Below are 17,097 nucleotides of genomic sequence, written 5' to 3' on the forward strand. Positions count from 1 at the left end.
GTAGGAGCGGCTTCAGCCGCGATTGCGATAGCTGGGCCATCAGCTCAGTTGAGCAACTTACCCAACCCTGCGAGCAACCGTGCCAACGCACCTTGGTTGCGCTGCATCACCGCCTGCCCCGCTGCACGCATCTGCTCAGCCTCTTCGGGCTTGCGCCACAGCTCGCTCACCACATTCGCCACCTGCTGCGCATCGCCCACTTCGCGCAACGCCCCCGCCTCGCGCAACTGCGCGGCGATATCGAGGAAGTTGAACAGGTGCGGGCCACTCAATACCGGCTTACCCAGCGCCGCCGGCTCCAGCAGGTTATGCCCGCCATTGGCCACCAGGCTGCCGCCGACCAGGGCGATATCGGCCAGGGCATAGAGAAACAGCAGCTCGCCCATGGTGTCGCCGAGCAGCACTTGCGTGGTGTCGTTGACCGGCGCCGCGGTAGAGCGGCGCACGGTGTTCAGGCCTACTTTGCCGCACAGCTCGAACACGCTATTGAAACGCTCGGGATGGCGCGGCACCAGGATCAGCAAAGCCTCGGGATGGCGAGCCAATAGTTGCTGGTGGGCGGCGAGGATGATTTCGTCCTCACCGGCATGGGTGCTGGCAGCGATCCACACCGGCCGCGCGACGGCTTGCCACTCGGTGCGCAGGGTTTCGGCGCGTTGCAACAGCTCGGGGTCGATGGTCAGGTCGAACTTGATCGAGCCGGTCACCGTGACACATTCAGCACGCGCACCCAGGCGGCGGAAACGCTCGGCTTCGGCGTCGGTCTGCACCGCCAGCAGGCTCATTTCCGCCAGCATTGGCGCGGTCAATTTGGCGAAGCGGCCATAACCCCGGGCGGAACGCTCGGACAACCGACCATTGGCCAGCGCCACCGGAATGCCGCGTTTGGCGCATTGATGGATATGGTTGGGCCACAGCTCGGTTTCCATGATCACCGCCAGCTTGGGCCGCACGCGATCAAGGAAACGTGCAGCCGCCCAGGGCAGGTCATAGGGCAGGTAGCAGTGCTGGATCAACGCGTCCCCGGCAAACAGCGCCTGAATACGCTCGGAACCGGTGGGCGTCATGCAGGTGACGGTGATCGGCAGCTGTGGATAACGCGCCCGCAGCGCGCGAATCATCGGCGCCGCAGCGATGCTTTCGCCCACCGACACTGCATGCACCCATATGCCGCCTGGTTGCAGCGCGGGCAGCCCGAAGGCAAAACGCTCGCCGATACGCTGCCGGTAGGCCGGTGCCTTGCGACCACGAAGGAACAGGCGCAGCGCAATCAGCGGCAGGCCGAGGTGAAACAGCAGGGTATACAGGGCTCGATTCATGCCGGGCAGTTTACTGACTTGGCAGCGGCGCTCAACCGATTGCCTGCAGGTGCTCGGCAAAACAGTCGGCCAGCCATACCGCCGCCGGCCCCAGGGCTTCGTCGCGCCGGCACACCAGCTCCACCACCAACGGCGGCGGCGCCCAGTCGCTGCGCAGTTCCACCAGTTGATTGAGGTAGGTCGGGTACTGCGCCACGTGGCGCGGAAGCCAGGCCCAACCGAGGTTCCGCATCACCAATTCGGCCATCGAATAGAAGCTGTCGGTGCGCCACACCGCCGGGCTGATCTGCTCGCCGCCGGGGTACTGGCTGTCCTGCGGGGTCATCAGCAACTGGCGGTGCTGGGCCAGGGCGTGGCGGTCAACGTATTGCGCCTTGGCCAGCGCATGGCCGGCGGCGCAGACGGTGACCATCTCGATAGTGCCCAGGCGCTGACGTTCCAGAGCGCGCGGCATGTCTTCATGGTGAAACAGCAGGCCGAGGTCGGCACGCCGCTCCAGCAGCTTGCGCGCCACATCGCCCTGGGCGCCGCTGGACAGCTGCACCTCCAGACGCGGGAACTGCCGCGCCAACGCTTCCAGGCTGTCGAGCACCGGCTGATACGGCATGGCTTCGTCCTGGGCCAGACGCAGACAGGCTTCCTCGCCTCGTACCAGCCCCATGGCCCGGCCCTCCAGGCGCTCGCACTGACGCAGGATTTCCCGTGCGTCTTCCAACAGCACCAGCCCCGCTTCGGTCAGGCGCGGCTGGCGGCCGCTGCTGCGGTCGAACAGCAACATGCCCAGATCCGTCTCCAACATGGCAATTGCCGTGCTCACCGCTGACTGCGCGCGGTTCAAACGCCGCGCCACCGCAGAAAACGACTGGCTTTCCGCCACGCTGACGAACAAGCGCAACTGCTCGAAATTCCATTGCATGGCTGCCGCCCTATCTCCAATCCAGATAGGTAATGACTTTATCCCATCGCGCCAGCGCTTAGAATCCTCCGCCATCGACACACAGAATCGAACGAAGGAGCCCTGCCATGTCCGGTTACCTGTATTTAGGCATCGCCATTGCCTCGGAAGTGATTGCCACCACCTCGATGAAAGCCATCGACGGCCTCAACAAGCCGCTGCCGCTGGCCCTGGTGATCGTCGGCTACGCCATTTCCTTCTGGATGCTGACCCTGGTGGTGCGCACCATTCCGGTCGGCGTGGCCTACGCCGTGTGGGCCGGGTTGGGGATTGTGCTGGTGAGCATTGCGGCGGGGATCATTTACAGCCAGAAGCTCGACCTACCCGCCATGCTGGGGATGGCGATGATTGTGGCGGGGGTGGTGGTGATTCAGTTGTTTTCGAGTACTACCGGTCATTGATGTCGCCGGCAGCCCTCTCCCCCCGCCCTTTCCCGCAATCGGGAGAGGGCGGGGGGAGAGGGCCGGCCCCAACGCAAATCCCCACCTAGAACATCGAGCGTTATACTGCCCGCCGGTTTTTCCTGTGAGGCAGCCTGCTCCATGTCCCAAGCCCTTAACACTGACATTCTGATCGTCGGCGGCGGTATCGCCGGCCTGTGGCTGAACGCGCGCCTGCGCCAGCAAGGCTTTGCCACGGTGCTGGTGGAAAGCGCCAGCCTCGGCGGCGGCCAGAGTGTGAAGTCGCAGGGGATCATCCATGGCGGCGCCAAGTACGCTCTGCATGGCGCTCTAACCGGTGCTTCGGAAGCCATCGCCGATATGCCCCGGCGCTGGCGCGAAGCGCTGGAGGGCAGCGGCGAGCTGGACCTGCGTGGCGCCAGGGTGCTGTCCCAAGCCCACTATCTATGGTCGCCCGGCACCCTGGCCGGCAACCTCACCAGCTTCTTTGCCAGCAAGGCGGTGCGCACCCGCGTCGATCAGGTCAAAGGCAGCGACCTGCCGCCGGCGCTGCAAGACCCCAAATTCAAAGGCAAGGTCTACCGCCTCAATGAGCTGGTGCTCGATGTACCGAGCCTGATCCAGCGCCTGGCCGAGCTGGCCGGTGACAGCCTGCTCAGCGGCGAAGCCATCACGCCGTTGCTCGAAGATGGCGAGCTGGCTGGCCTGGTGGTGGATGGCCGCGAGATTCGCGCCCAGCGCGTGGTGCTCAGCGCCGGCGCCGGCAATGCCGCCCTGCTGACCGCCCTGGGCCAGAGCCAGCCACTGATGCAACGCCGGCCGCTGCACATGGTGATGGTCAAGGGCCCGACCCTGAAGCCGTTGTATGCCCACTGCCTGGGCGGCGGACCGAAGCCACGCGTCACCGTCACCAGCCACCCGACCGCCGATGGCCAGTGGCTCTGGTACCTGGGCGGCGACCTGGCCGAAGCCGACGGCGTGGCCCGCGACGGCCAGGCGCAGATCGCCGCGGCGCAGAAAGAGCTGAGCAACCTGCTGCCCTGGGTGGATTTCAGCCAGGCGCATTGGGCCACCCTGCGGGTTGATCGTGCCGAACCGGCGCAGAGCGGCCTGGTACGCCCGGACAACGCCTTCCTGGCCGAGCACAAGCGCCTGCTGATCGGCTGGCCAACCAAGCTGGCCCTCGCGCCCGATCTGGCAGACCGCGTATTGGCTGCTTTGCAGCGCGATAACGTGCAGCCTGGACAGCACGCGCCGCTACCGGAACTGCCGCGCCCGCAAGTGGCGCCCACCGCCTGGGACACCCTGCTGCCATGAGTCAGAAAACCCTGCACGACCTGCACCGCCCGTTAGGCAGCACCGGGCTGTTGGTGTCGCCCCTGGGCCTGGGCACGGTAAAACTGGGCCGCGACCAAGGCGTGAAATACCCCAACGGCTTTCAAATTCCCGATGACACCGACGCGCGTCTGCTGCTGGACCTGGCCCAGGAGCTGGGCATCAACCTGATCGATACCGCGCCGGCCTACGGCCGCAGCGAAGAACGCCTGGGCCCGCTGCTGCGCGGCCAGCGTGACCAGTGGGTGATCGTCAGCAAGGTGGGCGAGGAGTTCACCGACGGTCTGTCGCACCACGACTTCTCCGCCGCCCACACCCGCCTGTCGGTGGAGCGCAGCCTCAAGCGCCTGGAGACCGAGCAGATCGACCTGATGCTGGTGCATTCCGACGGCAACGACCTGCATGTCCTGCAACAGCACGAGGTGTATCAGACCCTCGCGGCCCTCAAGGCCGAAGGCAAGATCGGCGCTTACGGTTTTTCCGGCAAGACCGTGGAAGGCGGCCTGCTGGCCCTGGAGCACGGCGACTGCGCCATGGTCACCTACAACCTCAATGAACAGGGCGAACGCCCGGTGCTCGACTACGCTTGGCAACACGGCAAAGGCATTCTGCTGAAGAAGGCCCTGGCCAGCGGTCACGTGTGCCTGGAACCGGGCGTCGACCCGGTACGTGCCAGCTTCGAGTTGGCCTTCGCTCACCCGGCGGTGGCCAGCGCTATTGTCGGAACCATCAATCCGCTGCACCTGTCACACAATGTCGCCACCGCCGCCGACGTTATTCGTGAGCTGCGCGCTGGCTAAAACAGAATAAATACGGCCTACGCCAGCCATGGAGGCTTCAGACCTGAAGCCCACGACGAAGGAGCCGAAATGCCAAAGACACTGACTCGAAAAGCCCCCAGCGACTTCAAGACCCTTGCCCTCAACGTCGAAGCCAACGCCAGTGGCCTGAGTTATGAAGGCATCGGCCCGCCACTGAATTTTGGCCAGGTGCTGGACCGTCGCCAGCCCCTGCCCCTTAGCGAAAGCGAAACCTTCCAGGTTGAATTGGCCAACCTCGGCGTCTCGGTACGCCTGACCCTCAGCTGGCAAGGCCGCGACTATTGGGTGCTGGTGCGCCAACGCCGCGCCGACCGCGGCGATGTGGTGCTCAAGCTGATCTCCGGTTATGTGCCGGCCCATGAACTGAACCTGCCGCTGCTGACCGCCATTCAGGAAGTGGCCGAAGAGTGCCTGCTGGAAACCCCGGAAGGTTGGCTGGGCGGGCGCTTTGGCGACACCTGGCTGCCGACTCCCTACCAGAATGCCCTGCGCTACCGGCAATCGGCGAGTTTCAGCCTCAGCCCGCTGTCCGGCGCGGCGCGGCCGATCCGCTGCGGCAACCTAACCCTGATCGAACGGCCACGGGCCTATGTGCATGTGCCCACGTCGTCTTTGCAGCTGGTCTACGACCTGCGCCTGGAACTGCCCAAAGACACGCGCCAGCTCAGCCTGTTTCATGTCGATGAAAAGCTCGAAGAAGACAAATTGGTCGCGCGCCTGGATCGACGCCGGCCGGACCTGTACCTGATTCCGCTGCACCAGGGCAAACCCTGCGCCGACCTGCTGACCCTCAAGCAAGGCGCGCTGGTGCCGGCGAGCACCCGTGGCATCTGGCTGGCGGAAAGCTTTGCGCCGCAGGAAGGGTGGCTGGTGAAGGAAGAACGGATTCGCTGGAAAGACTGGGTGGCCCAGCAGGGACTGGAGGCAAAAAAGCCCCAGGCAAAAGTGGCGTGTAGCTAGACCAAAAAGCACCGCGGCTAAAGCCGCTCCTACAAGGACGTGCGGTCCGTAGGAGCGGCTTTAGCCGCGATGCATGTGATCTATTTCAACTCGCTCGAACTTTTACCCAACAGCCGCCGCGCCACGATCAACAACTGGATCTGCTGGGTACCTTCGAAGATGTCGAGAATCTTCGAATCCCGCGCCCACTTCTCCAGCAGCTCATCCTCGCCATAACCCAACGCCCCCGCCAACTCCACACACTTGAGCGTCACTTCATTGGCCACCCTGCCCGCCTTGGCTTTGGCGATGGAGGCTTCCTTGGAGTTGGGCAGTTTGTTGTCCGCCATCCACGCGGCCTTCAGGGTCAGCAGGCGCGCCGCTTCCCATTCGGCCTCCAGGCGATACAGCGTGGCTTCGGCATGGCTGACGGCCAATAAGGGCTTGGCGTAGTCAAAACGAAAGCTGTCCTTGAGCAGTTCGCGGGTGCGGTCGAGCGAAGCCTTGGCCACACCGATGGCCATACCGGCCACCAGCGGCCGGGTGTTGTCGAAGGTTTCCATCACCCCGGCAAAGCCCTTTTGTACATCCACTTCCGGGTTGCCCAGTAGGTTGGCGGCCGGCACCCGGCAGTCGCTGAAGCTGATGGAGGCGGTGTCGGAAGCCTTGATACCGAGTTTCTTTTCCAGGCGGGTGACGCTCATCCCCGGGGTGCCATGCTCGACCACAAAGGACTTGATCGCCGCCCGGCCCAAGGCTTTGTCGAGGGTGGCCCAGACCACCACCGAATCAGCACGCTCACCGGAGGTGACGAAGATCTTCTCGCCATTGAGCACATAGTGATCGCCGTCCTTGCGCGCCGTCGTGCGGATGGCCGCCGAGTCGGAGCCGGTGCCCGGTTCCGTAATGGCCATGGCCGCCCAGGTACCGCTGAAACGCTGCAGCTGCTCGTCATTGGCCACCGCGGCGATGGCCGCGTTGCCCAGGCCCTGGCGCGGCATCGCCAGCAGCAGGCCGACGTCGCCCCAGCACAGCTCCATCACGCCGAGCAGCGCCGACAGGTTGCCGCCGTTCTTCACGCCCTCTTCCAGGGATTTCGCCGCGCCGCGCTTGCTCGCCGAGGTGGCGCCAATGGCGTCCGGCGAGCCAGCGTTCATGCCATCGAGCAGCGCGGCCAGCAGGTCGAGCTCCTTGGGGTAGCCGTGCTCGGCCTTGTCGTATTTGCGTGAGATCGGCCGGAAATAGTTGGCCGCCACTTGATGGGCCTGATGCACCAGGCCAGAGAACTTCTTCGGGGTTTCCAGATTCATGTGCGTAGCTCCCGGGCGATCAAAGCTGCAGGCCGCCGGCCATCACGGCCACGGCGCGCAGGTCGCGGTACCAGCGCTCGGCTGGATGTTCTTTGGTAAAGCCGTGGCCACCGAGCAACTGCACGGCGTCGGTGCCGATCTTCATGGCCTTTTCGGCGCACAGCAGACGGGCCAGATAGGCTTCGCGGTGGAACGGCAGGCCTTGCTCGGCCCGCGCACAGGCGCGCCAGGTGAGCATGCGCATGGCGTCCAGTTCGATGGCGATATCAGCCACCATAAAGGCCACGCCCTGACGGTGGCTGATGGGTTCACCGAACGCGACGCGCTCGTTGCAGTAAGTGGTGACGTAGTCCAGCGCCGCCTGCCCCGTGCCAATGGCCAGGGCACACCAGGCCAGGGCGGCGTGGTCGAGGAAGCTTTGGTAGTTGAAGTGCTCGGCGTTCAGGCGCTGCTCGGCAGGCACTTTCACGCTTTTGAGTTTGACCCGTGCCGTGGCGCCGGCCTTGAGGCCCATCCCCGGCTCAGGGAAACGCTGCAGGCCTTTGCTGCCGGCTTCGACGATAAACAATGCCGGGCCGTTTTGTGCCTCGGCGGCGATGATCAGGTGGCTGGCATCCAGGCCGCGCAGCACCAGGCATTTTTCGCCGCTGAGGTGGTAGTGCTTGCCGCGGCGCTTGGCCTTGGTCGTTAGCCTCTGCGGGTCGAACAGCGCCTCGGGCTCGTTCACCGCAATCGCCATCACGGGCGCGCTGGTTTCGCCAACAAACGCCGGCAGCCAGCGTTGCTGCTGTTCAGCAGCCCCCCAGCGACGGATGCAGTTGGCCGCTGACAACGGCACCAGCAGGGCGGCGGCCAGGGACATATCACCTTTGGCCAGGGCCTCGGCGATCAACGCATTGCTGACCGTGGTGCGCTCGCCGGCCATGCCGCCGTGCACTTCGCTGACACCATAGAAGGTCAGCCCCAGGTCTTGGGCCTGATTGAGCAACTCGGCGGGAATGGCGGCATTGGCGTCGGCGTCATGGGCGGCCGGGCGCAGCACTTCGCTGGCAAAACTGGCGAGCATGTCCACCAGCATCTGTTGTTCGTCACTCAGGAACAGGTCAAACAACGCATCCGGGTCGACCTTGCGCGGGGCGCGATTGCCACCTTTTTGCGCGCGGTCGGCGGCCATACGAAAGCTCGCGCGGCTGCCGCTGTAAATCAGCTTTTCAAAGGGTTTGCGCAGGTTCAGGCGGTCCGGCCAATCGGCCTGGGCCATGCGATTGAGAATGGCCAGAGCGCGGCCTTGTACATCGGCATTCATGGGCATCTTTCCGTCCAGGATGAAGATGCCTGCAGAATGCGCGCGTCATTTCGCCGCGCCTATGACCGGTGCGCCGCTTGAAGCTGGCAGGTCGGCCATATGGCGCTGAAGATCAAAGACATCGCGGCTAAAGCCCCTCCCACAGGCAAATACGAACTCTGTGGGAGAGGCTTCAGCCTCAATGCTTTTATTTGCGTTCGAGGATCTTGTTGACGATGGCGGTAGTGGAGCTGTTTTCCACCAGACCGAGAACCCGCACTTCGCCGCCATAGGCGTTGACGATATCGGCACCGACCACCTGGTCCACGCCATAGTCGCCGCCTTTGACGAGCACATCGGGCTTGACCGCGCGCAGCAGGTTTTCCGGGGTGTCTTCGCTGAAGCTCACCACCCAGTCCACCGCGCCAAGGCCGGCGAGCACAGCCATACGGCGGTCCACCGAGTTGATCGGCCGGCCCGGGCCTTTCAGGCGGCTGACCGAGGCGTCGTCGTTGACCGCCAAGACCAGCCGGTCGCCTTGGGCGCGCGCTTGTTCCAAGTAGGTCACGTGGCCGGCATGCAGGATGTCGAAGCAGCCATTGGTGAAGACGATTTTCTCGCCATGGGCGCGGGCATCATCGATGCTGGTGAGCAGTTGCTCCAGGCTCAGCACGCCACGCTCGGAGCCTTCCTCACGCTGCACAGCGCGGCGCAGTTCCGGGGCGCTGATGGCGGCGGTGCCGAGTTTGCCAACCACGATACCGGCAGCCAGGTTAGCCAGTGCCACGGCTTGCGGCAGTTCTTCACCGGCGGCGATGGAGGCGGCCAGGGTGGAAATAACGGTGTCACCAGCGCCGGTCACATCAAACACTTCGCGGGCCCGGGCCGGCAGGTGCAGAGCCGGGTGGCCAGGGCGCAGCAGGGTCATGCCGTGCTCGCCACGGGTCACCAGCAAGGCGCCCAGTTCCAGCTCGCGCATCAGCTCGGCGCCTTTGGCCACCAGCTCGGCTTCGTCGGCACAACGGCCAACGATGGTTTCGAATTCATTCAGGTTCGGGGTGATCAGGCTGGCGCCACGGTAGATGGCGAAGTCCTTGCCCTTGGGGTCGGCGAGCACCGGGATATTACGTGCGCGGGCCACCTGGATCAGTTCCTGGTGGTTCTTCAGCGCGCCTTTGCCGTAGTCCGAGAGCACCAACACCTTGATGCCGTCCAGCTGACTTTCAACTGCGGCAGTCAGAGCCACGGTGTCGGTCTTGAACGGTTCTTCGAAGTCCATGCGCAGCAGTTGCTGGTGACGGCTCATGACCCGCAGCTTGACGATGGTCGGTTGCCCGGCAATCCGCTGGAAGTGCGCCTGTACCTTGGCGCCCTGCAGGCTGGCGCTAAGGCTCTCGGCCGCTTCGTCTTCACCGGTAACGCCGACCAGACGGGCCGGTGCGCCGAGGGCGGCGATGTTCAACGCGACGTTGGCAGCACCGCCGGGACGGTCTTCGATCTGGTCGACGCGCACCACCGGCACGGGCGCCTCAGGAGAGATCCGTGAGGTGCCGCCATGCCAATAGCGGTCGAGCATGACATCACCGACCACCAATACGGCAGCCTGATCAAAACGGGGCATGGACAACTTCATGGACTCTCCGGGGACGCTAAAACGCGGCAAAAATATAGCACAGCAAGGTGCGCGCCCAGCCGCATGGCCGGGCACAGCGCCTCAATCCGATAGATCACGCGCCCAGAACAGCTCGTGCCGTCTGACCGCTTTACGAAAGAACTCATCCTCACCGGTGGCCGGCCAGCGGCGCCCGGCAAGGAGTTGCTGAAGCAACCGGCGCAGGCGCTTTTTCAACGGCGGCCGGCCTTGCAGATCGTGTTGCATACATAGCGCCATGGCCTTGTCCAACTGCACTGCGGCGCTCAGTGACGGGCTCCACAGACGGTCGGGCGGCAGCGCTTCGATGGCGGGCGGCAGGGCAATTCCGTTACCCGCCGGGCCCATCGGCCAGCGGTCGTTATCGTGCAAATGGTTGGCGTACAGAAGCAGCGTCGATGGCTTCCAGCTGCTGCGGGCGATAGCTTGCTGCAGTGCCTGGGTCGTGGCGACGTGGTCGGCATGCGGGTCCAGCTCGGGGTGCGGGGTGACCACCACCTGCGGGCGAAAATGCTCCAGCGCCTCGACCAGATCTGCCACCAGATTGCGCCAGCTGGGCGCGCCATCGATATCGGCCGGTAGGCGCAGCGGGTTGTGTTGGCGAACGGTGCGCACATCGCTCTCGCCGGATTCCCGCGAACCGAAGGCTGTGTCTGGCTCGGCGGCCATGGCCGGCAATTGCAGGCAGTAGTAGCCCAACTGCAGGCAACGACTGGCCGGCACACCGCCCCACAGCGGCACGGCCAGGCTGTCCCAGGCCCGCAACCTGCCCTTGAGTCTGGCGGCCTCGCGGCTCGACAGCCCCAGCTGTTGATAGGGTTCGGCCTCGATTTCGCCCTGGGTCAGGGTGACGATGCTGACGTTGGCGCTACGGCTGTACAGGCCAAAGGCGGCCAGCTCGGCGTCGTCGGCATGCGGGGCGAGGATCATCAGCGCCTGCTCGGCATAGTCCGGATTGACCAGCCCGAACAACTCGCCTTCCGGCGCCAAACGGCAGAAGCGCCCTTTGATCGTTAGCTGGCCCTGCGCCAGCGCGGCGGTCTGGCCGGACAGATTGAGGTAACGCTGCCCCGCTACACCGCGCTCGAAATCCTGACGGTCATCACCCACCTGCACATAGGGGTCGAGCCAACGGCCCAACCAGCTGGCGCGCAGTTGCACCGATAGCATCAAGGTTTCACCAGCGGCGAGTTCACCGCTCAGTTGCACCTTGCCGCCCGCCAGGCTCACCCTCTGCTGAGCGGTGCCGGCTGGGAACTGGTACTGGTAGTTGTCGCTGGGGGAATAGAACAGGTGGTCGGCAAACCAGGCTTCATGACCGATCCAGCCCAGCACCAGCAACAGCGGCACCAGCCACCAGGCCAGTAACACGCCCAGCACCGCCAACAGCAGCAAAGCAGCCAGCAGGAACAAGCGCTTGTTGCGTCGATGGGTTTTCAGCAGCTGCTGTTTGCGTGCGCTCATCAGGCTCGGCTCTCAGATCTGAAACACGGGCACGGTGTGGCACCAACGGTCTTTGTACTCACGGTCGGCGCGGCCGAACGAGTAGCGCAGCGGCTTGCCCAGGGTGCGGGCGGCGGCCCAGGCGTCTTGGGTATTGATGAAGCTGAGCACGCTGCCTGGGCTGAACTCGCGGTTCTGCGGGTCGACGCCACCGTTAATGTATTCCAGGCTCACCCACTCCGGGGCTTGGACCTGATAGAGCACTTGAATCGCCACCGGCAGGTCGTTGAGGTAGATCAGCGAACCGGTCATGAACTCGCGCAGCAGCGTAAACACCTCGGCCAGGTGCGCCTTGCCAGTGGCCTCGAAGCCCCAGCGACGCTGGAACAGGTCGGCATAAATGCTTGCCTGCTCGGCCGGCGTCAGCTCGAGCATCGGCCGGATCACCCCACCCGCCTCTTCCAGCAAACGCTGCTCGCGACGCTGGTTGTAGCGAAATTTCTTGGAGTAATCCTCTGGCGCACGAGCCAGGGCCAAGCCTTCGGGCTGGGCCTTGAGGCTGCTGATACGCCCGGCATTCAGTTCAGACACGTAGCGCATGCGCTGGCGCACCGGCACCTGCGCGCTGGGCGCCACGGGCAGAATGATTTCCGCGTTGCCCAAGTCGAACAAACCACGTTTGCCCTGCGCCTTGAGCACGTCCTTCGACAGCGCCAGGTGGCGCCCCCAGCACGGCACGGCAGCGACCAGCTCGTCACCGGCGAACCAGCCGAGGTAGCGCACCGCAATGCCCGCCAGCCCGGCCAGGCGCTCAATCACCTGCGGGTGGGTGGCGACGCTGCCGCCCAAGCGCGCCCACGCCGACGCGTAGGCATCGGCGTCGATCGGGGTCCAGCCGCGTTCACGCCAGCCGCGCCATACCCGGCTGATCATGCCTGCAGCGGCTCCGCTTCGGCTTCATCGCCTTCCTTGAACTGCTTGGCGTGCAGGCGCGAGTAGTAGCCGTTGAGAGCCAGCAGTTCGTCGTGGCTGCCGCGCTCGACGATCTCGCCCTGGTCCATCACCAGAATCAGATCGGCCTTCTCGATGGTGCTCAGGCGGTGGGCGATCACCAGGGTGGTCCGCCCTTGCATGACCTTGTCCAACGCGCCCTGGATATGCCGCTCGGACTCGGTGTCCAGCGCCGAAGTGGCTTCGTCGAGAATCAGCACCGGGGCGTTTTTCAGCAGCGCACGGGCAATTGCCAGGCGCTGGCGCTGGCCGCCGGAGAGCAACACTCCGTTCTCGCCCACCAGGGTGTCGTAGCCCTGCGGCATCTTTTCGATGAACTCGGCGGCGTAGGCATCTTCCGCCGACTGACGCACCAGTTCGAACGGCGCACCGGCCAGGTCGCCATAAGCGATGTTGTTGGTCACGGTGTCGTTGAACAGGGTGACGTGCTGGGTCACCAGGGCGATGTGGCGGCGCAGGTTGGTCAGGGTGAAAGTTTCGATCTCCAGGCCATCGAGAAGAATCTCGCCCTGATCGTGGTGATAAAACCGCGGAATCAGGTTGGCCAGGGTCGACTTGCCACTGCCGGAGCGGCCAACCAGGGCCACCATCTGCCCGGGTTTGGCAACAAAGGAGATGTCCTTGAGCACAGCGCGCTCGGTACCCGGGTATTGGAAGTTGAGGTTACGCACTTCCAGGTGCCCGCTGGCCCGCTCGAGCTCGATGCTGCCGGCGTCGACTTCCGGCTCTTCGTCGAGCTGTTCGAAAATACTCTCGGCACCGGCCAGACCTTTCTGAATGGTGGCGCTGACTTCGGACAATTGGCGAATCGGCTTGGGCAACAGACCGGCCGCGGTGATGTAGGCAATCAGCTCACCCGGCGAGGCGTCACCACGGAGGTAGAGCACCAGGTACATCAGCACGGCCATGCCGATGTAGATCACCAATTGCAGGCTCGGCGTGTAGATCGACTGGGTGCGGGTCATGCCCAGGCTGCGGTTCATGTTGTCTTCGCTGGCATCGCGAAAACGATTTTTCTCGTAGGTTTCGCCACCGAAGCTGCGCACTACGCGATAACCCTGAATCGTTTCCGAGGCGACGTGAGTGACATCGCCCATGGCCACTTGAATCTTCTTGCTCTGGCTGCGGAATTTCTTGCTCGCACTGGTCACCAGCACCGCGATGATGGGCAGAATCGCCAGCAGCACCATGGTCAATTTCCAGTTGCTGTACACCAGGTAGCCGAACAGGAACACCACGGTCAGGCCTTCACGGATCACCACCTTGATGGCGTCGGTGGCGGCGCCGGTGACCATGGTCACGTTGTAGGTGATGCGCGAAATCAGGTGACCGGAGTTGTTGTTGTCGAAGTAGCGATTGGGCAGGGTCAGCAGGCTGTTGAACAGCGCCACGCGCAGGTCGTGCACCAGGCCGCGGGAGACCTTGGCCAGGTAGTAGTTGCCCAGAAATGAGCCTATGCCCTGGTAGACGGCAATGAGTACAATCAGAATCGGCACGCCGAGCACCAGCGAAATGCCAAGAAACTTGGCGTCTTTGGCTGGATCCAGAGCATCGAGAAAGTGTTTGAGCATGTCCGCCAACATCGGCTGGCTGGACGCGAAGATCACGAAGCCGAAAATACTGATGGCAAAAGCGCCCCAGTACGGCAACACATACTTGAGCAGTCGCACGTAGATTTTCAGACTGGATTGCTCACTGGTTTTGGCCATTCGGCACGCCTCATACGACTGGCTTGAGAGAAAAGATGCGGATTGTAGCAGCGAACGAATTACAAGATTGGCTCAGCCATGGCGAGCTTCTGGAAAAAGACAGTTTTGGTCCCAAGGTGGTGCGCCTGGCCGATGGCCGCTTGCTGAAGATCATGCGCAGTCGCCGCACCCCGTTCCTGGCCCGGCTGCTGCCGTCGGCACAGCGATTCAGCCGCAATGCGCAACGCTTGCAACAGGCCGGCATCGCCACGCCGTTGATTGAGGAGTGCGTGTGGATCGACCGGGAAAATGCAGTTAGCGCCTGCCTGTATCAGCCACTGCCAGGCGAGCCGCTGGACGGCATATTTCGCAACGACAAGACACGTTTTCTGACGCTGCTGCCGCAGTTGGCCGCCTATATCTACCGGTTACACCAGCACGGCCTCTATTTCCGCTCGCTGCATTTGGGCAACATTCTGCTGACGGCTGACGGCGGTTTCGGCCTGATCGATTTCCTCGACATGCGCTTCAAGCGCGGCCCCTTGGGCAAACGCCTGGTGCGGCGCAACTTCGAACACCTGCGCGGCTATCTGCAGCGGCGCAAGGTCGACGGGTTTCCGTGGGAGGAGTTGCTGGCCGCTTATGCCCTGGCGAGCAAAGCGTCCAGTTGACCAAGCTCCAGCTTCGGCACCAGGCGGTCGGGCAGGCGACTGTCGGCAGACAGGTTGTAGACCTGAAACTCCGGCTTGATCACCCGTTCGGCCAATAGCTGGAAGCTCGGCAGAATGTAGTCTTTGAAATCGCAGTCCAGGCGGCTGGACACTGCCGCGGCACCGTCTTCATAAAAACGGCCGACACCGGAACGTAAATCCAACCCGACCAGAAAAACCTGATTAAAACCCAGGTGACAGGCCAGCTGAATGGCTGCATAGGGAATGGTGCGACCGTTGAAATAGCCTTTTTTCAAATTGCGGCTGAAACCAATGCGGTTAGGTTTCTGACGCAGCCATGAATAGTTGCATTCGAAATCACTGTCATCGCGCACGGCACGGGAAAATTGCCGCGGGCTAAGCCGGCGATGCGCCTCATCACTGCGCCCGGCGCGTTCGAAACAAAACACCGAGCGCCCTTTCAACGCATCCGGCACCGCCTCCAACAAGGTATCGATCACCCGTGGCGACAGCACCAGATGGCGAGCGTGCTCCACCGCTTGCAACATCAAGGGCAGACGACTGCGAACAAAGCCGCTGTCGTCGCACAGGTAATACTCCGGAACCATCCCTAGGGAAGTGAAACGGCAGATCGAACCGTTGAGCGCCATCATCGGGTATTGCCCGTACTGCTCAAGCGGGAAATTTTTGGTAGAAGGCCCGGAGGCCACGATAAACACAGGCCCAGTGCGGCTATTACGACACGCATCGAAGCACTCCAATGGCATCGTTTTATTAGAAATATGAAACTCGCCCATCCAAGGCGCCCCTCTTCGTTGATGCACCGAACACCGATGCATGCCCATTATTTTCGAGAAAAGTTACAGCGCGGGGTTCAGATTGTTTTTTCTGTGCTGACGAGGCGGCTGATCAACAATTTGGTCGGCCTCTGTTCGTGGTCGCCGATAGTGAGGACTATGCAGCACGACGCTTGAGCGTATGTTTTAGCTCACATCATAGCCATGTGCAGAACGCGCAGCGGCAAGCACTATCAGCCGGCCTGAACCGGCTTAAGCACTAAGCTCGCGGTTGGTCTTCGAGACTGGGCCGCGTCGTAAAATACAACAAAAACAAGGGAAGCCAGAACGCTGTCCATTCGACCGATGGTTTGATGATCAGCGCACGACCATTGGTCGACAGGCACATCACGCCGTAAATGAGCCAAAGCAGGAAAAAGTAACCCGCTGGCCGGCGGAACGAATGACGAACCAGCAATAAGGCCATGCTAATAAACAGCAAACCACCTAGCAGGCCACCCGTGCGAAACGCCTCGAACAAAGAAGAGTGCGAATGAGTCACTACCATTCCGTTAGAAATGGCAATTTCGGCATCATTGCCAAGACCACGGCCAATCAGCCAGTGACTTTTAAATTGCTGTAGCACTTCAGTCCAGATAACGCCGCGATAGTTGGGTGAAGCTACACGTTCCGCCACCACTGCATCCAGATTCGAAAGCGCCGCCACTACCGCAATCAAAACAACTCCCAGCGACAGCACAATCAAATCAATCTTGCTTCGCCTAAACGATATGATCAGCAGCACGATGACGGCCAATGCCAACAAAGGACCTCTGCTTTTCGTCACGAACATAAGGGTGACAGCTAGCGCAAATAGAACCATTAAACCCAACTGCAGCGGCCACTTTTTATTCGGAAGTAACCACCACGCTGCAATGGCCATGATCCCAAATATCACGGCCGAATTAATTGGGTTACCCGGCCCCCACCCAGCCATTTGATTCAGCGAGTAGCGACCGGTAACAAACGCCGAGACCGGTACATCACCCAGCAACATAGCCAGCAAGTATGCGCACGCTGCGACACCACCGACCAAGACGATGTACGTGGCAATAAACTGTGAACTGAAGCGGCTCGTTACACCTTCAATCCCTAACATCAAGCAATAAATATAAAGACAGTACTTGGCCGCATCCTTAAGCGAACCGTCCCCTCCTGACCACAAGGTACTCAGTGAGAAGTACCCGAAAAAGACCATGAGAGTCGTTAGCGCCAAAGCGTCTTTACGGAACAACACAGTCGAGCGAACCAGCAACAAAAGGGCCGGCAAAGCCACCAACAAGTAGAAAAACGTTTTTTGCTGACTACCTTCAAAAAAGAAAATGGAGCCTAGGTAAAGTAAAAAACCCACTGCGATCCATTTATGTGCCGCTTCTTGCAAAGTCAGACCGCGCAATCGAAAAGCCTCAATCAATCCCATAAAAACACCTAT

The 17,097-nt window shown here is 62.4% G+C and carries 15 protein-coding genes; 5 read left to right on the forward strand and 10 right to left on the reverse strand.

Annotated features, from left to right (window positions below; translation table 11 throughout):
- Positions 1-44: 44 nt before the first annotated feature.
- Together waaA and C8K61_RS11295 are read right to left on the reverse strand one after the other, a co-directional pair.
- Complete coding sequence (gene waaA / locus C8K61_RS11290) at positions 45-1,319, reverse strand: lipid IV(A) 3-deoxy-D-manno-octulosonic acid transferase (protein WP_108096357.1); 1,275 nt, start codon at positions 1,317-1,319, stop codon at positions 45-47.
- A 31-nt stretch (positions 1,320-1,350) separates the two neighbouring features.
- Entirely contained in the window at positions 1,351-2,235 is an 885-nt protein-coding gene (locus C8K61_RS11295) for a LysR family transcriptional regulator (RefSeq protein WP_108096358.1), read from the reverse strand.
- 107 nt (positions 2,236-2,342) lie between these two features.
- Here C8K61_RS11295 and C8K61_RS11300 point away from each other — a divergent pair, with 107 nt between their 5' ends.
- From C8K61_RS11300 to C8K61_RS11315, 4 genes are all read left to right on the forward strand, one after another.
- Entirely contained in the window at positions 2,343-2,675 is a 333-nt protein-coding gene (locus C8K61_RS11300) for a multidrug efflux SMR transporter (RefSeq protein WP_108096359.1), read from the forward strand.
- Between the two features lie 141 nt (positions 2,676-2,816).
- Positions 2,817-3,992: an FAD-binding oxidoreductase gene (locus C8K61_RS11305; RefSeq protein ID WP_108096360.1), complete on the forward strand. Its 1,176-nt coding sequence runs from the start codon at positions 2,817-2,819 to the stop codon at positions 3,990-3,992.
- The gene (locus C8K61_RS11310; protein ID WP_108096361.1) at positions 3,989-4,810 is read left to right on the forward strand and encodes an aldo/keto reductase; all 822 of its coding nucleotides are present in this window, start codon (positions 3,989-3,991) and stop codon (positions 4,808-4,810) included. Before C8K61_RS11305 ends, C8K61_RS11310 begins: the two co-directional genes overlap by 4 nt.
- A 69-nt stretch (positions 4,811-4,879) precedes the next feature.
- Positions 4,880-5,791 carry a metal ABC transporter ATPase gene (locus C8K61_RS11315; RefSeq protein WP_108096362.1) on the forward strand — a complete coding sequence of 304 codons (912 nt, stop codon included), beginning with the start codon at positions 4,880-4,882 and terminating at the stop codon, positions 5,789-5,791.
- A gap of 80 nt (positions 5,792-5,871) precedes the next feature.
- Here C8K61_RS11315 and C8K61_RS11320 read toward each other — a convergent pair whose 3' ends face one another.
- The 6 genes from C8K61_RS11320 to msbA form a co-directional block, all read right to left on the reverse strand.
- Positions 5,872-7,080 (reverse strand): acyl-CoA dehydrogenase family protein, encoded by a 1,209-nt coding sequence (locus tag C8K61_RS11320; RefSeq protein ID WP_108096363.1) that lies wholly within the window; start codon positions 7,078-7,080, stop codon positions 5,872-5,874.
- A gap of 19 nt (positions 7,081-7,099) precedes the next feature.
- Positions 7,100-8,392: an acyl-CoA dehydrogenase family protein gene (locus C8K61_RS11325; RefSeq protein WP_108096364.1), complete on the reverse strand. Its 1,293-nt coding sequence runs from the start codon at positions 8,390-8,392 to the stop codon at positions 7,100-7,102.
- 181 nt (positions 8,393-8,573) lie between these two features.
- Positions 8,574-9,998: a bifunctional D-glycero-beta-D-manno-heptose-7-phosphate kinase/D-glycero-beta-D-manno-heptose 1-phosphate adenylyltransferase HldE gene (gene hldE / locus C8K61_RS11330; RefSeq protein WP_108096365.1), complete on the reverse strand. Its 1,425-nt coding sequence runs from the start codon at positions 9,996-9,998 to the stop codon at positions 8,574-8,576.
- Positions 9,999-10,079: 81 nt separating this feature from the next.
- A complete protein-coding gene (locus C8K61_RS11335; protein WP_108096366.1) occupies positions 10,080-11,480 on the reverse strand; it encodes a PIG-L deacetylase family protein in 1,401 nt (466 codons plus the stop codon).
- Between the two features lie 12 nt (positions 11,481-11,492).
- Positions 11,493-12,392, reverse strand: coding sequence for a GNAT family N-acetyltransferase (locus tag C8K61_RS11340; protein ID WP_108096367.1), 900 nt, complete (start codon positions 12,390-12,392; stop codon positions 11,493-11,495).
- Positions 12,389-14,179 (reverse strand): lipid A export permease/ATP-binding protein MsbA, encoded by a 1,791-nt coding sequence (gene msbA / locus C8K61_RS11345; protein ID WP_108096368.1) that lies wholly within the window; start codon positions 14,177-14,179, stop codon positions 12,389-12,391. Before msbA ends, C8K61_RS11340 begins: the two co-directional genes overlap by 4 nt.
- A 35-nt stretch (positions 14,180-14,214) precedes the next feature.
- On the opposite strand from msbA, the gene C8K61_RS11350 reads away from it, so the two are divergent.
- A complete protein-coding gene (locus C8K61_RS11350) occupies positions 14,215-14,829 on the forward strand; it encodes a lipopolysaccharide kinase InaA family protein (RefSeq protein ID WP_108096369.1) in 615 nt (204 codons plus the stop codon).
- Here the strand turns inward: C8K61_RS11350 and C8K61_RS11355 are convergent.
- Both C8K61_RS11355 and C8K61_RS11360 read right to left on the reverse strand, forming a co-directional pair.
- Positions 14,799-15,674, reverse strand: coding sequence for a lipopolysaccharide core biosynthesis protein (locus C8K61_RS11355; protein WP_146174277.1), 876 nt, complete (start codon positions 15,672-15,674; stop codon positions 14,799-14,801). The two genes, C8K61_RS11350 and C8K61_RS11355, sit on opposite strands and share 31 nt — an antisense overlap.
- 211 nt (positions 15,675-15,885) lie before the next feature.
- Positions 15,886-17,085 (reverse strand): O-antigen ligase family protein, encoded by a 1,200-nt coding sequence (locus tag C8K61_RS11360; RefSeq protein ID WP_108096371.1) that lies wholly within the window; start codon positions 17,083-17,085, stop codon positions 15,886-15,888.
- Positions 17,086-17,097 lie beyond the last annotated feature (12 nt).

Origin of the sequence: Pseudomonas sp. GV071 (assembly GCF_003050835.1) — a bacterium.
GTDB lineage: Bacteria > Pseudomonadota > Gammaproteobacteria > Pseudomonadales > Pseudomonadaceae > Aquipseudomonas.